A 13,600-nucleotide genomic window follows, 5' to 3' on the forward strand; every position below is an offset into this window, starting at 1 on the left:
AGTGGTCCGGCAGGGCCGGTCATACCTGTGATCGGCGCATGCTGATCCTGATCGGCACCCCGTACCGTCCGACCCCCGCCGAGGTCAGCCCGACGACCCACGCGCCAGCGTGGCCGACGGATTCTCCCCGAATCGGCGCCGGTAGGCCGCGGCGAACACACTCATGTTCACGTAGCCCCAGCTGCGGGCCACCACCGCCACCGACGGCGCACCCGCCGACAGCTCGCGGTAGACGCCCTGCAGGCGTTGTTCCACCAGGTAGGCGCGCGGCGACATGCCGAGGTATCGGCTGAATCCGCCGCCGAGGCCCCGCACACTGACACCGGCGACCGCAGCGACATCGGTCACCGTCGGCAGATCCCGGGCATGCTCGTCGATGTAGCGCACCGCCGAGCGGACGTAGCCGGGGGCGGCGACCATCGGTGCGCGGGAGAGGTCGATCCCGGCCCGCTGCGCCCATTCGTCGAGCAGGTGGGCGGCGATCATCTCCTGCAGGTTGGCCCCGATCCGCCCCGAGGCGACCTGATCTGGGGCGACTGCGGCGGTCCGGGCCGCGTATCCGAGCAACGCCAGCCAGGCGCTGTCCGGTCCGCCGACCACGCACCGGTGCGTCCACAGGCGGTCGTCGGGAACGTACCCCCACCAGCGCAGGGCGAGGTCGGCGAGCAGGCGGTGCGGGATGGTGAGGTTGAGTTGCAGGTGATCCGGGTCGGCGACCAGGCTGTAATCCACGCGGCTACAGTCGGCGACATAGGTCTGACCCACTGTGAGCTCCGCTCCGAACCGAGTCCCGGCCGCATGGTGGGTCCAGCCACGAAGAGTGGTGAGCACCAAGACATTTCCTGAATCGGCATCGAAGTTCGCCAGGTCCACGCCGACGCCGTAGCTGAACCGCGTCATGGTGATCTCGCCGATCGGCACCGAGAACATCGACGACGCCGGTGCGATACCCCGCCCGATCGGGTGCGCGTCGAACCGCATGTACTTGTCGTCGGTCCAGGTGCGGATGACATCCCAGTCCGACTCCACGCCGATCAGCCCACGGTTGACCGCCGGCCGGGGGTCCAGATCCAGTGACACGCGTCCACCGTAGGCGACCACGATCGTGCGTCGACGCTTTTTGTCGGACCCCGTCTGTATGTTCGAACACTGTCCACCGAGACGCCCCCACCACCGCCACCGGCAGACCCTGCCGACGACGCCCAGGGCGATCCCCACTGGACCGACCTCATCGCCACCGACCCCGACGCCCTCACCGACCACCACACCGGCGCCACCCCCCACCACCACGGACCCGACGGCCTCGAACAAGCCATCGCCCAGATCGGTGCCGTCCTGTCGGTCCCACCCCGCAAGGCCCGCGAACTCATCCTCGCCGGCAACGCCCTGCGCTACCGCCTCCCCTGGACCGGCGGCACCCTCGCCCAAGGCCGCATCGACGAACACCGCTTCCACATCATGCTCACCCGCACCACCCTCGTCACCCCCGAACTCATACCCCACGTCGACTCCCGCATCGCCGAACAGATCTTCGGCCGCGACACCATGTCCACCACCCGCTTCACCGCCATGCTCGACGCCATCGTCGCCTCCACCGACCCCGCCCTCCACCGACGCCGCGCCCACGCCACAGCCGAACGCAAGGTCACCATCACCCCCGACCGCTTCGTCCCGGCCAATCCCGGCTCACCGCCCACCTCCCCGAACTCGACGCCGAACTCGTCAACACCCGCCTCAACGCCACGGCCGCCGCCGTCCACCCCGACGACCCCCGCACCCCTTCCGAGAGCGATTCTTGCGCCAACGGCAAACCGGTTTGCCGAAACGTACAGTCCGCAGCACGCTGGGGGTCGGACACACGACGGAGGTCACCGATGACGCATGCGTTCGACAAGGACTACTGGGAAACCCATTGGGGTTCCGCTTCTTCCGATGCACACTCGAATCCCTATGTCGCCGAGGCGGTTCGTGGCCTGACTCCGGGACGTGCCCTGGACGCGGGATGCGGTGCGGGGGGCGAGGCCATCTGGCTTGCCACTCGTGGCTGGCAGGTGACCGGCGCCGACATCTCCGGCCGCGCGTTGGCCGCCGCGGCGCAACGTGCTGATGCGACAACGGGTATCGAACCGATCACCTGGGTCGAGACAGATGTGTCGACGTGGGAGCCGGTCGACCGGTGGGATCTGGTGATGACCAACTACGCACATCCGGCCATCCCGCAGGTCGACTTCTACCGCCGCATCGGTGACTGGGTGGCCCCGGACGGGGTGCTGCTCATCGTCGGCCACCGCCACGACCCGAAGGCGTCGCACCACCACGCGCATACCGCTGCACATCCGGACTCGCACCCACACTCACATGAAGACCAGCCACCGGAGAAGGCGACCGCCACCGTCGCCGGCATCACCGGGGTCCTGGATCCCGCAGTATGGCGCATCGACGTCGCCGAGGAACACGAGCGGACCGTCCGCGCCGACGCGCCACCGCTGCACGACGTCGTCGTCCGGGCGACACGACTCGGCTGAGCCGTGCCGGGTCGGAGCCTCGCTCAGTACAGCGCGAACGCCCCACCGGTGTGCCCGTCGGCGCTCTGACCGCCGCCGATGTCGCGACCGATCCACACGCCATCGGTCAGCTTCCGGTATTCGTGCAGGCTGATCGGGCGACCGCCGAAATCGCGCGAGAAATCGGCCGACCACGTCGGCTTGCCGTCGATCCGCGAGTCGCCGAACACCAGTTCACCGCCGACGTCGCGGCCCCACACGTAGTTCTTGTACACCCACGGGATGTCGTTCGTCCCGGCGGTGAACGTCAGCGAGTCCCCCAGCAGGTTCTGGGCCGTGGTGAGCGTCTTGGCGGCACCGTAGGAGATCGGCTTTCCGCGAACCTCGAAGACCGGGAGCAACACGATGGACTTCTTGCCGGCGGGCGCATCGCCGGCGGATGCCCGCAGGTACAGGTCCATGATCTGCTCACTCGAGCATCCGTGACGCAGCGACTGCACGGTGACCGCGGTGTTGTCGGGGGCGATCACGCACGCGCCGGTGGGCGTGCCGAGACCCGGCGGTGTCGTCGGGGCGGGAGACGCGGTGGCCGGTGCCGCGAGGACCGTGGCGCCCACGGTCGCACCGAGCAAGGCCGTTGCCGTTACGGAAATCACCATCTTGAACCGACTCGAGATCACCCCGTCAGTGAACACGGTGTAGCCGTGCATCACAACGGCGATCTGGGACCATCAGCACGTGATCCTCGAACATGCCGTCCTGTACGTGCGTCCCGGTAGCGCCGACGACTTCCTCACCGCGTTCGCGGCAGCCGAGCCGATCATGGCCGCGCAGCGCGGGGTTCGGACGCTACGGCTCTCCCGGTCGATCGAACGTCCCGAGGTGTTCCTGTTGCTGGTCGAGTGGGATCGGATCGAGGACCACACCGAGGGGTTCCGCGGATCGCCCGACTACGGCCGGTGGCGGGAGTTGTTGCACCACTTCTACGATCCGTTCCCGTTCGTGGAGCATTTCGAGCACACGACGTTCGGATTCGACCGGGGTCATGGTGACATCGGGCGGATGGTCCCGGACGGGATCGTGACGCCGCACGATGTCGCCGAGGCCACCAACCGCTATCGCGCATCCATGGGGTTCACTCCACTGATCGAGAATCCGCGGCTGCAGACGGTGGCCCAGACGTGGACATTGCAGATGGCCGACCACAACGCCCTCGCCCACAATCCCTGGGGTGCCGAGCAGATCCCACCCGGGTGGACGAGTACCGCCGAGAACATCCTGCAGTCATGGCGAACCGCGAACGCCGACGATCTCCTCGCGCAGTGGGCGGGCTCACCCGGCCATCGGGACAACATCCTGAACCCGTCGTACACCGATCTCGGTGTCGGGGTGGCGGTGGCCACGGACGGGAAGCTGTACGCCACCCAGGTGCTGGCACGCTACTGACGAGCGCACCGGATCGGGGCTATGGTGGGCTGGACCGACCGAAGGAAGTGGACTCCGCATGGCCGACACCGTCGCCGAAGTCATCGTCGAACAGATCAAACGCGCTGGTGTACAACGGGTCTACGGAATCCCGGGGGATTCGCTCAACGGTTTCACCGATGCCCTGCGCCTCGACGGCACCATCGCGTGGACCCATGTCCGACATGAGGAGGCCGCAGCCTTCGCCGCCACCGCAGAGGCGACCCTGACCGGCGAGCTCGCGGTCTGCGCCGCCAGCTGCGGCCCCGGAAACCTACACCTGATCAACGGCTTGTTCGACGCCCACCGCAGCCGGGTCCCGGTCCTCGCGATCGCCGCGCACATCCCCGCCCCCGAGATCGGCAGCGGATACTTCCAGGAAACCCATCCCGAGCAGTTGTTCCGCGAGTGCAGCGCATTCTGCGAGATGGTGAGCACCCCGGACCAGATGCCACGACTTCTCGACGTCGCCCTACGCACCGCGGTCGAGAAGCGCGATGTGGCCGTCCTCGTCGTCCCCGGGGAGATCTTCCTCAAGCTCTCGCCCAAACGTCGTGCGGGAGCACCGATCCGGGCCATACCTCGGATATCCCGACCCACCGACGTCGAGATCCGTCGTGCCGCCGCACTGGTGAACGATGCCGAGAAGGTGACGATCCTCGCCGGCGCCGGGGTCCAGGGAGCCCACGACACCGTCGTCGAGCTGGCGAGTGCGTTGCAGGCGCCGATCGTGCATGCCCTGCGCGGCAAGGAGTTCATCGAGTACGACAATCCCTACGACGTGGGTATGACCGGGCTGCTGGGCTTCTCGTCGGGGTACCGTGCCATCGAGAAGTGCGACACACTGTTGATGCTCGGCACCGATTTCCCGTATCAGCAGTTCTATCCGTCCAAGGCGACGATCATCCAGGTCGACATCCGAGGCGAGCAGATCGGCCGACGCACGCCGGTTGACGTCCCGTTGGTGGGCGCCGTCTCCGACACCGTGGAGGCACTGCTCCCGCTGATCGACCGCAACCGCGATTCCGCGCATCTGACGTCGTCGCGCGAGCACTATCGCAAAGCCCGCCGGCGCCTCGACGAGCTCGCCGACAACGACCGCAACCGCTCCCCCATCCACCCGCAGTACCTGGCCCGCCTCGTCAGCGAGAACGCCTCGGGCAATGCCGTTTTCATCCCCGACGTGGGTTCGCCGGTGGTGTGGGCAGCCCGGTATCTGACGATGAACGGGTCCCGACGGCTGATCGGTTCGTTCTCCCACGGATCGATGTCGAATGCGGTGTCACAGGCGATCGGTGCGCAGGCAGCGTTCCCCGGTCGCCAGGTGATCGCGCTGGCCGGCGACGGTGGCCTGGCCATGCTGCTCGGCGAGCTGCTGACCATCGTCCAGAACAAGCTGCCGGTCAAGATCATCGTGTTCAACAACTCGTCGCTGAACTTCGTCGAGGTGGAGATGAAGGCCGCCGGCTTCGTCAACTACGGCACCGATCTGGTCAACCCGGACTTCGCACGGCTGGCCGAATCCGTCGGCATCCTGGGCCGCAAGGTCGAGTCGGCCGACGGGCTCGAGTCCGCGGTCGCCGAGGTCCTGGCCCACGACGGCCCGGCGCTGCTCGACGTGACCACCGCCCGTCAGGAGCTGTCCATCCCGCCCACCATCACCGCTGCACAGGCCAAGGGTTTCACCCTCTACGCCCTACGAACAGTGATGTCGGGCCGTGGCGACGAACTGGTCGACCTCGCCGAGACCAACGTGTTCCGCCGCCTGTTCGACTGAGCGGTAACAGCAGGCGTGCACCCCGGGTGGTTGTGCAGGACGCGCCCACCGATGGTCGGGCCGCGCCCGAAGACCGAACCCGCGTCCAGACCCCGTGACCCGCACCCACCCCCCAAGTGGTCACCACCCGAACCCGGCCACCGGAGGTTTCGACACGCCTCGTCGCTACGCTCCTCATCGGCTCAACCAGCGTGGACCACACACAACCACCCAGGACGATCGAGCCGGGACCGAGCCCGACGACAAAGACCCGCGCCCACCGCATGGTGGTTGAGCAGGTCGTCCTCGCGAAGCGAGGCCGACCGGCCGTCGAAACCCGGTGAGATGCACGTGTCCGCAAACACCCCCGGCGCCGGCAGTCAGGCGACCATGCGGAGAGAACAGACGCAGAGCGAGCAGAAGCGCGGCCACGCCGTCGATTTTCGCTCCCAACCGAGCGATCCCACACCCCAGAACTGCGTCCGCGGTACCGTCCGATCAGCGCGACACGAAACGTGATGGGTGCCACGTAATTGGATATGCACTCTGCACACCCATACCGTGGTACGGGTGACCATCACTGTGACCACCGACGAATCAGCAGGCCTCGACGCTCGGGTCGGCCATTACTACGCTGCCGACGGTACCTATGAAGTGGGCCGCGAGAAGGTGCGTGAGTACGCCCGCGCGGTTCAGGACTACCACCCGATCCACTGGGATCCGGTGGCTGCCGCAGCTCTGGGCTACTCCGGTGTCGTCGCCCCCCTGACCTTCACCTCGATTCCGGCGATGGCGGCCAACCGCGCGCTGTTCGAGTCGGTGATCGTCGGATACGACACGTATGTGCAGACCGAGCAGGTCTTCGAGCAGCATCGCCCGATCGTGGCCGGCGACCAACTGATCACCGATGTCGAGCTGACCAATGTCCGTCGGATCGCCGGTAAGGACCTGATCACGGTCACCAACACCTTCACCGACGCCGCGGGTGAGCGGGTGCACACCATGCACACCACCGTGGTCGGAGTGACCGCCGACGAGGTCGATCCGGCGATCACCGAGTCGGTCCGCACGGCGATGATGCACGACGTCAACATCCTCAGCCAGGCCGACTCCGACGAGGCCTACATCAAGTCGGTGCGCCCGGCCGATGAGGTGCGCTTCGGTGCCGACGCCCGTCCGACCACCGGCGCACGCTCCTTTGACGAGCTGTCGGTGGGCGACGAGATCCCGCTGCACCACGCACGGCTGTCGCGCGGCGACCTGGTGAACTACGCGGGTGTCGCCGGGGACGCCAACCCGATCCACTGGGACGAGCAGATCGCCCGTCTGGCCGGACTGCCCGACGTGATCGCGCACGGCATGCTCACCATGGGACTCGGCGCCGGATTCGTGTCGGCATGGTCGGGCGATCCGGGTGCGGTCACCCGCTACGCGGTCCGCCTGTCCCAACCGGCGATCGTGTCGGTCGCGGGCGGCGACATCGAGTACAGCGGCCGGGTCAAGTCGCTCGATCCCGAGACCCGCACCGGAGTGGTGATCGTGGTGGCCAAGTCCGGCGGACGCAAGATCTTCGGCCTGGCGACCATGACGATTCGGTTCGCCTGAGTCCGACCCGTCCGGGTCCATCCTGCAAACAGCCAGAACACGCAGAAGGGCCGCAGTTGCACACCGCGACTGCGGCCCTTCTGCGTGAAACGGGTTCTCGTGGGCCCTCAGGCGCCGGCACCCGCCGGCTCCGACATCGATTCGAAGGCCCGGCCGAGTTCGGTGGCGACGTCGATGATCCGGGCTTTGCGGATCTCCGGGCGGTCGATCTCCTCGGCGACGTAGGCGGCGATGAAGCGTTTGATCTCGTCGTCGACGCGGCCGACCACGCGGATGATCTCACCGCGGATCGTCTTGGACGACACACCGATCCGCACGTCACCGACCCGCGGCGGGGTCACCTCGATGTGCAGTTCCAGCGGTTCGCGGGCGCGCGCGGCCATCTTCAGGTCGACCACGCCGTCGACACGGTAGCGGACGCGGTCGACCCGCAGATCCACGAGAAGCCCGATCCGCAGCGGTAGCTGCACCCCGAAGGTGATGGGCTCACCGATCCGCCGTGATACCCGCGGCTCGCGGATCTCGACCCGCGCGGTCACCTTGGCGATGTTCGCCGGCCCCGAGGCGATCGGCCCGACCTCGAAGGAGTCGCCGACCACCGAGGAGAACGCCGAGCGGACGCGGTCCTCGGTGACCGCGATCTCGAAGAACCGACGACCGAAATCGGCGTAACTCAGGTCCGACATATTCCCATGATGCCGGATCCGGCGTACACCATCGTGAGATCGTGACGCTAGGGGTGGGCCTACTCGAGGACGAAGACCGGGATCTGGCGGTCGGTCTTGGTCTGGTACTCGGCGTAGGACGGAAACGCGGCGACGGCCAGTTCCCACCAGTGGGCCCGCTCGTCGCCGTCGACCTCACGGGCGGTCAGTTCGGAGATGGTGGTGCCGTCCTGCACGGTGATCGAGGGGTTGGCCTTGACGTTGAAGTACCAGGTCGGGTGGCTCGGGGCGCCGCCCTTGGAGGCCACCATCGCGTACTTGCCGTTCTCCTCCACGCGCATCAGCGGCACATAACGCCGCTTGCCCGACTTGGCGCCGGTGGTGGTGAACAGGACCACCGGGCGTCCCTGGATCTCGACACCGTCGGTGGTGCCCTGCTCGAGGATCTTCTCGGTCTGACCTCGAACCCAACCCTCAGGACTCAGCTCTGCATTCGCACTCATGGTTGGGCCAACCGGCCCGGCGGGCCACATATTCCAGCCCTCTTGACGCATTCCCATATCGGAATATGATGGGAACGTGGCACGGGCAGCAACCACGTCAGATGTGTTCAACGCGATCGCAGAACCGCAGCGACGCGAGATCCTGACCCTCTTGCGATCGGGTGCGCGTCCGGTCACCGAGGTCGCGCGAGAGCTCGGACTGTCCCAGCCCGGGGCATCCAAACACCTCCGGGTCCTGCGCGAGGTCGGGTTGGTCGACGACCGCCGGGAAGGCAGACAACGCGTCTACGGACTCGACGCCCGCGGCCTCCGACCCGTCCACGAGTGGACCGGCGGTTTCGAGCAGTTCTGGAACGAGAGCTTCGACCGACTCGACGCCTACGTCCGCGACCTCGAGGAGGCCGACGCCACCCCGGAAGACGGGCGCGCCACGCAGGGCGGCCACACCACCCGCAGCAGTAGCGAAAGGCCAGAATCATGAGCAACACCATGCCGACAACCACGACCACCGCCGACCGGGAGATCGTGATCACCCGGATCATCGACGCCCCGAGGGAAGTGGTGTTCGACGCGTTCATCGAGGTGCGGCATCTGTCGCAGTGGTGGGGTCCGAACGGATTCACCACCACCACAACGTCATTCGATTTCCGCACCGACGGCGAGTGGGACTTTGTGATGCACGGTCCCGACGGGACCGACTACCGGGAGTGGATTCGCTGGACCGAGATCGTCCCGCCGGAGCTGATCGGTCTCGTGCACGGGGAACGTCGCGACGACCCGAACGCCTTCGAGTCCACCATCACCTTCACCCCCGACACCGCCGAGCCGGCGGGAACCCGGATCGAGATGCGAACTGTGTTCCCCACCAAGGAATCCCGCGACGAGGCCGTGCAGAAGTACCACGCGATCGAGGGCGGCGAACAGACCCTGGGCAACCTGGCAGCCTACCTCGGCGGTCTCACAGCTCGGTGACCGCGAAGTCCGCCCACACACGGAAGTGGGCCTACGAATGGAGGTCCGCCTTCGCACGCACGCTGCGCGCGGTCGACGCCGCCGTCAGCGCGAGCCGCGGGTCGCGCGACGCTCGGCAAGGGCCTGCTTCTTGGTCGCCGCCCACGAACAGATGGGACACACGGCGAAATCGTGACGCAGCGCCGGACAGTACTCACGTCCGAAGTAGATGATCTGTAGGTGACGGCGGTTCCATTCGTCTTCCGGGAACGCCTTCTTGAGGTCGGCCTCGGTGCGTTCGACCGAGCTGCCGTCGGACAAGCCCCACCGTCGGGCAAGACGATGGATATGGGTGTCCACCGCGAACGCCGGAATGCCGAACGCCTGGGACATCACCACGCTGGCGGTCTTGTGCCCGACCCCGGCCAGGGATTCGAGGAAGGCGTAGTCGGGGATGATCTCTCCGCCGGCCTCGATGACCTGCCCGGCCGCGGTCCAGAGGTTGCGCGCCTTGGTGGGTGCCAGCCCGATCTCACGGATGAGCTCGAGGATGCGATCGGGGCCCAGCGCCGCCATCTTCTCCGGGGTGTCGGCCACGGCGAACAGTGCCGGGGTGACCTGGTTGACCTTCTTGTCCGTGGTCTGCGCCGACAACGCGACAGCGACGAGCAACGTGTACGGATCGGTGTGATCCAGCGGGATGGGCTGAGTGGGATACAGCTCGTCGAGCAGGGCCCCGATCCGCTCGACTTTCTCCTGACGACGCACGAACGGACACGCTACTCGACGGTCACCGCGTCACTCGCGGAGACTCGGGCAGCGCGCGCCCGGACCATGACCGTCACGCGCAGAGGACGATCGCTCAGTGCTTCTCGCAGGCGATGCCGTCGCCGTCGCGATCTCGCTTGGTGTTCGCGTTGTAGAGATCGTCGTCGACGGTGAAGTCGGTGACCGGGGTGCCCGAGGTGGAATCGACAGCTCCCGCCTTGCCCACCCCGTGCGGGTAGTCGGCGTTGAGGGCCTTGCAGTTCGCATACGTCGTGGTCGCCTGTGCAGGCGCGGCCACCACTGCTGCTCCGGTGACCATCAGGCCTGCCGCCAGGCCGGCGACGACGAAGTTCTTCGAGGGGTTACGCATGCTGAGAACACCTTCCGGCCCGGTCCACATCGATCGACGTCTGAAGCGTATGTTCCCGCGGACCACATCCCACAACCGCGACCGACATTTCCCTCGTTCAGATGACCGTCGATGCAGTGAATTCAGCGGTCGACTTGCTCGTCGTACCGTACCCGAGCCCGACCGACCTCCCCGGAATGACCTGTGACCCAGTCGAGTAACGCGTCGATGGGTTCGCGCAGGGTCTTGCCGAGCGGAGTGATCCGATACTCGATCGCGATCGGACGGGAATCGAGGACGACGCGATCGACGATGCCGTTGCGCTCGAGGCGCCGCAGGGTCGTGGTGAGTGACTTCTGCGTGACAGTCGGTATCGCGCGTCGAAGTTCGTTGAAGCGCATCGGCTGTTCGCAGAGCCGCTCCAAGACGACGACCGACCACGTATCCAGGATCTGGGTGACGAGCTCACGATGTCGATCGTCGATGCCGAGTCCTGAATGCGCTGTGGGGGTTTCCATGCCGATACCTGGTTTCGTTGAAGTGCCCTGGAGTCAGGTGGTAGCAATCGTATACCTACTATCTGAAGGAGACCACAAATGAGCGTTCGTCTGCTGTCCCCGGCCGGACTCGCCGAGCATGTGCCCTACCACCATGTCGCGGTCGGGACCGGTTCGAGGATCGTCTCGGTCGCCGGGCAGGTGGGCGGCAGCATCGGCCCCCGCGTCCCCGGGCCGGGCGATCTCGGGGCCCAGGTCGCCGACGCTCTGCGCAACGTCGCCATCGCGCTCGCCGGCGCCGGGGCGACGTTCACCGACGTGGCTCGCCTCACCTTCTACGTGACCGGATGGGAACCCACGCAGATGGATGAATTCCTCCGCGGGGTCGACACCGTCAGAGCCGAACTCGCGATCCCCGCACCGATGCCACCTGCATCCCTGATCGGTGTCCAGACCCTGTTCGAGCCGGGTGTGCTCGTGGAGATCGAGGCGACAGCCGTCCTCGACTGAGGCGGCATCGCACGGCAACTCACGATCGCGCAGGGTCTGCGACCTTGTTCCGAGCTCAGTTCGCCCCGCGCCGGAAGACACCGACGGACTTCTCGGACAGCAGATATGCGGCCAACGCGGATCCGGCCACGATCGCCGCCGGGACGAGCCAAAACGCCACCGCCGCCGCGACCACGCCCGCACCCCACTGCCGACCCCACAGTCCTGCGGCGACAAAGATCAGGACGAGCGACAGCGGCAACACGACCGGGGTCACGACCGGGCAGGACGGGTGCCACCAGATCGCGGCCACGCCCACCAACGCGCTCGCGATCCCCAGCACACTGAGAGTGAGCCACGTGATGATCGACCACCGGCGCAGGCCTCCCGCATCGAATCTGGTGCGCAGTGCGACGGCTGCCCACATGATCCACCGTTTCAACCACGGGACACCGGAGGTTCGCATCATCTCGCGGAGGAACCGATCGGACAGGGTATCGCTGCCGAGCGCACCCGCATCCATGTCGTGGGTGATCAGTTCGTCGTGGATCAGTGCCGCGAGCGAATGCAGACCATAGGGATTCTCGAACCAACGCAGGAACTGTGGGATCGACGCGAGGTCGGTCGGGTTGTCCGTGCGCGGGGTGAAGGTCCGTGCATCGTCGACCCGTCGTCGGGCGTCGGCGGCTGATCGGCCCTTCGCGATGAGGTTGGCGACGAGGTCGTGCTCGACGGCCTCGTCGGAGTACCGGAAGGCACTCAGCACGATGAACCGCTTCTCGTCGATCTGCACGATCCCGACGCCGGTCACCCGGGGCGGGCCGACGACCTCGGCGTACCCCGGGTGCCCCCGCGGAACCGCGACCTCGAAACCCGAGTGGGGCGCCACGCGCCACGCAACCCACTCCACGTCGTTTGGTGTGGCCGACTCGGCCACTTCCGGCGCCGCTGCGTCGTCGGACGTTGCGCTCATGTGCACCGCGATTCGGGTCAGACCATCCGATTGGCTGATCTGACCGGATTATCCGCGACTCCACAGCGGGTCCGCCGCACTTTCGTCGATCGCGAACGACGCGTGGTGGCGCCGCTACACGTCGTCGGCGATCGGAAGCGGGGGGAAGAGGAACCCCGCGACGATCCCCACGCCCCGAAGAAAACACCGGCAATCGTGTTCGGCAGCACCGACCGCCGCACTGTCGCCGGTCCCGGAAGGTCGCCGGAAGTCCTCGATGTCGGGCGGGGCGCGGCGTTCGGTGCCGGAGTGGGAACGGCGGCGGCCCAGACGGCTTCCGGATTGCCCGGCCAGGGCTTGTCGTTCGACACCGCCACATCATGGGAAGACCTGCCCCGGGCGCACTGGGTACTACGGTGACCGGAATGAGCTCGTCACGCCCGACCTTCCGGTGGCTCCCCTATGCGCTGGTGTCGGTGATCCACGTCGTCGCCGTCGCGGTCGAGAGCCCGCTCGCGCCGCCGACCAAACTGCTACTGATGCCGCTGCTCGCCGTGCCGGTTCTCGCTGCCGCAGGCCAACTCTCGTCGACGCTGACGATGCTGCTGCTCGCCGCCCTGACGCTGTCCTGGGTGGGCGACGGCGTCGGAGTGGTGCTGTCCGGCGACGCAGTGCTCCCGGTGATGCTCGGCGCCTTCGGCCTCGCACATCTGGCGTACATCGCCGCCTTCACCCGACAGCTGTCGATCCACGGATTCCCGCGCTGGGCCTGGGTCTATGCGGCGTGGTGGATCGCAATGGTCGCGGTGATCGGACCACACGCGGGCGCCATGCTGATCCCGGTGCTGTTCTACGGCATCGTGCTCGCCGGAACCGCCGCCACCTCGACCCGCTGTGCGACGCTGATCGCCGCCGGTGGCGCCTTCTTCCTCACCAGCGATTCGCTGCTCGGTGTCCGACTGTTCCTTCCCGACATCGCGCCCGGCTGGTTCTCGCCGGCGGTGATGGCGACCTACGCCCTCGGGCAGGGGCTGATCATCGCCGGAGCCGTGCGCGCGACACAGCGGATGCGGGTTCCGGCGTAGCGGACCGGTGTC

General features: G+C 67.1%; 17 protein-coding genes and 2 pseudogenes. 11 read left to right on the plus strand and 8 right to left on the minus strand.

What is annotated here, in order from left to right; all coding sequences use genetic code 11:
* Window positions 1-84 precede the first annotated feature (84 nt).
* Window positions 85-1,455 carry an AraC family transcriptional regulator gene (locus tag ACWDUA_RS18185; protein ID WP_449752441.1) on the minus strand — a complete coding sequence of 457 codons (1,371 nt, stop codon included), beginning with the start codon at window positions 1,453-1,455 and terminating at the stop codon, window positions 85-87.
* Here ACWDUA_RS18185 and ACWDUA_RS18190 point away from each other — a divergent pair.
* The gene (locus ACWDUA_RS18190) at window positions 1,336-1,878 is read left to right on the plus strand and encodes a DUF222 domain-containing protein (RefSeq protein WP_449752442.1); all 543 of its coding nucleotides are present in this window, start codon (window positions 1,336-1,338) and stop codon (window positions 1,876-1,878) included. The two genes, ACWDUA_RS18185 and ACWDUA_RS18190, sit on opposite strands and share 120 nt — an antisense overlap.
* Complete coding sequence (locus ACWDUA_RS18195; RefSeq protein WP_449752402.1) at window positions 1,875-2,525, plus strand: class I SAM-dependent methyltransferase; 651 nt, start codon at window positions 1,875-1,877, stop codon at window positions 2,523-2,525. The genes ACWDUA_RS18190 and ACWDUA_RS18195 overlap by 4 nt, the downstream gene beginning before the upstream one ends.
* A 23-nt stretch (window positions 2,526-2,548) precedes the next feature.
* On the opposite strand, the gene ACWDUA_RS18200 is transcribed toward ACWDUA_RS18195, so the two are convergent.
* A complete protein-coding gene (locus tag ACWDUA_RS18200) occupies window positions 2,549-3,163 on the minus strand; it encodes a hypothetical protein (protein WP_449752403.1) in 615 nt (204 codons plus the stop codon).
* Window positions 3,164-3,242: 79 nt separating this feature from the next.
* On the opposite strand from ACWDUA_RS18200, the pseudogene ACWDUA_RS18205 reads away from it, so the two are divergent.
* The 4 genes and pseudogenes from ACWDUA_RS18205 to ACWDUA_RS18220 form a co-directional block, all read left to right on the plus strand.
* Window positions 3,243-3,518 (plus strand): annotated as a pseudogene (locus ACWDUA_RS18205) (antibiotic biosynthesis monooxygenase family protein); the annotation flags it as partial.
* 99 nt (window positions 3,519-3,617) lie between these two features.
* Window positions 3,618-3,950: pseudogene (locus ACWDUA_RS18210) on the plus strand (CAP domain-containing protein); the annotation flags it as partial.
* A gap of 58 nt (window positions 3,951-4,008) precedes the next feature.
* On the plus strand, window positions 4,009-5,745 hold the full coding sequence (gene poxB / locus ACWDUA_RS18215; protein WP_449752404.1) for a ubiquinone-dependent pyruvate dehydrogenase: 1,737 nt from the start codon (window positions 4,009-4,011) through the stop codon (window positions 5,743-5,745).
* Between the two features lie 549 nt (window positions 5,746-6,294).
* Window positions 6,295-7,329, plus strand: coding sequence for a fused (3R)-hydroxyacyl-ACP dehydratase subunits HadA/HadB (locus tag ACWDUA_RS18220; protein ID WP_449752405.1), 1,035 nt, complete (start codon window positions 6,295-6,297; stop codon window positions 7,327-7,329).
* 107 nt (window positions 7,330-7,436) lie between these two features.
* Here ACWDUA_RS18220 and ACWDUA_RS18225 read toward each other — a convergent pair whose 3' ends face one another.
* Both ACWDUA_RS18225 and ACWDUA_RS18230 read right to left on the minus strand, forming a co-directional pair.
* A complete protein-coding gene (locus tag ACWDUA_RS18225) occupies window positions 7,437-8,015 on the minus strand; it encodes a hypothetical protein (protein WP_449752406.1) in 579 nt (192 codons plus the stop codon).
* Window positions 8,016-8,074: 59 nt separating this feature from the next.
* A complete protein-coding gene (locus ACWDUA_RS18230; RefSeq protein ID WP_449752407.1) occupies window positions 8,075-8,497 on the minus strand; it encodes a nitroreductase family deazaflavin-dependent oxidoreductase in 423 nt (140 codons plus the stop codon).
* Window positions 8,498-8,573: 76 nt separating this feature from the next.
* On the opposite strand from ACWDUA_RS18230, the gene ACWDUA_RS18235 reads away from it, so the two are divergent.
* Both ACWDUA_RS18235 and ACWDUA_RS18240 read left to right on the plus strand, forming a co-directional pair.
* Window positions 8,574-8,978 (plus strand): ArsR/SmtB family transcription factor, encoded by a 405-nt coding sequence (locus ACWDUA_RS18235; RefSeq protein WP_449752408.1) that lies wholly within the window; start codon window positions 8,574-8,576, stop codon window positions 8,976-8,978.
* On the plus strand, window positions 8,975-9,469 hold the full coding sequence (locus tag ACWDUA_RS18240; protein WP_449752409.1) for an SRPBCC family protein: 495 nt from the start codon (window positions 8,975-8,977) through the stop codon (window positions 9,467-9,469). The genes ACWDUA_RS18235 and ACWDUA_RS18240 overlap by 4 nt, the downstream gene beginning before the upstream one ends.
* An 84-nt stretch (window positions 9,470-9,553) precedes the next feature.
* On the opposite strand, the gene ACWDUA_RS18245 is transcribed toward ACWDUA_RS18240, so the two are convergent.
* The 3 genes from ACWDUA_RS18245 to ACWDUA_RS18255 form a co-directional block, all read right to left on the minus strand.
* Complete coding sequence (locus ACWDUA_RS18245; RefSeq protein ID WP_449752410.1) at window positions 9,554-10,216, minus strand: endonuclease III domain-containing protein; 663 nt, start codon at window positions 10,214-10,216, stop codon at window positions 9,554-9,556.
* A 94-nt stretch (window positions 10,217-10,310) separates the two neighbouring features.
* Window positions 10,311-10,535, minus strand: a complete 225-nt coding sequence (locus ACWDUA_RS18250) for an excalibur calcium-binding domain-containing protein (RefSeq protein ID WP_449752443.1) — start codon at window positions 10,533-10,535, stop codon at window positions 10,311-10,313.
* Between the two features lie 173 nt (window positions 10,536-10,708).
* Entirely contained in the window at window positions 10,709-11,083 is a 375-nt protein-coding gene (locus ACWDUA_RS18255; protein ID WP_449752411.1) for a winged helix-turn-helix transcriptional regulator, read from the minus strand.
* A 78-nt stretch (window positions 11,084-11,161) separates the two neighbouring features.
* On the opposite strand from ACWDUA_RS18255, the gene ACWDUA_RS18260 reads away from it, so the two are divergent.
* Window positions 11,162-11,572: a RidA family protein gene (locus ACWDUA_RS18260; RefSeq protein ID WP_449752412.1), complete on the plus strand. Its 411-nt coding sequence runs from the start codon at window positions 11,162-11,164 to the stop codon at window positions 11,570-11,572.
* Between the two features lie 55 nt (window positions 11,573-11,627).
* Here the strand turns inward: ACWDUA_RS18260 and ACWDUA_RS18265 are convergent, their stop codons facing one another.
* Complete coding sequence (locus ACWDUA_RS18265) at window positions 11,628-12,524, minus strand: DUF1353 domain-containing protein (RefSeq protein ID WP_449752413.1); 897 nt, start codon at window positions 12,522-12,524, stop codon at window positions 11,628-11,630.
* A 105-nt stretch (window positions 12,525-12,629) separates the two neighbouring features.
* On the opposite strand from ACWDUA_RS18265, the gene ACWDUA_RS18270 reads away from it, so the two are divergent.
* Together ACWDUA_RS18270 and ACWDUA_RS18275 are read left to right on the plus strand one after the other, a co-directional pair.
* Window positions 12,630-12,923, plus strand: coding sequence for a hypothetical protein (locus ACWDUA_RS18270; protein WP_449752414.1), 294 nt, complete (start codon window positions 12,630-12,632; stop codon window positions 12,921-12,923).
* 5 nt (window positions 12,924-12,928) lie between these two features.
* Window positions 12,929-13,588 (plus strand): lysoplasmalogenase family protein, encoded by a 660-nt coding sequence (locus tag ACWDUA_RS18275; RefSeq protein ID WP_449752415.1) that lies wholly within the window; start codon window positions 12,929-12,931, stop codon window positions 13,586-13,588.
* Window positions 13,589-13,600: the final 12 nt, after the last annotated feature.

It is taken from the genome of Gordonia sp. NPDC003376, from assembly GCF_053589235.1.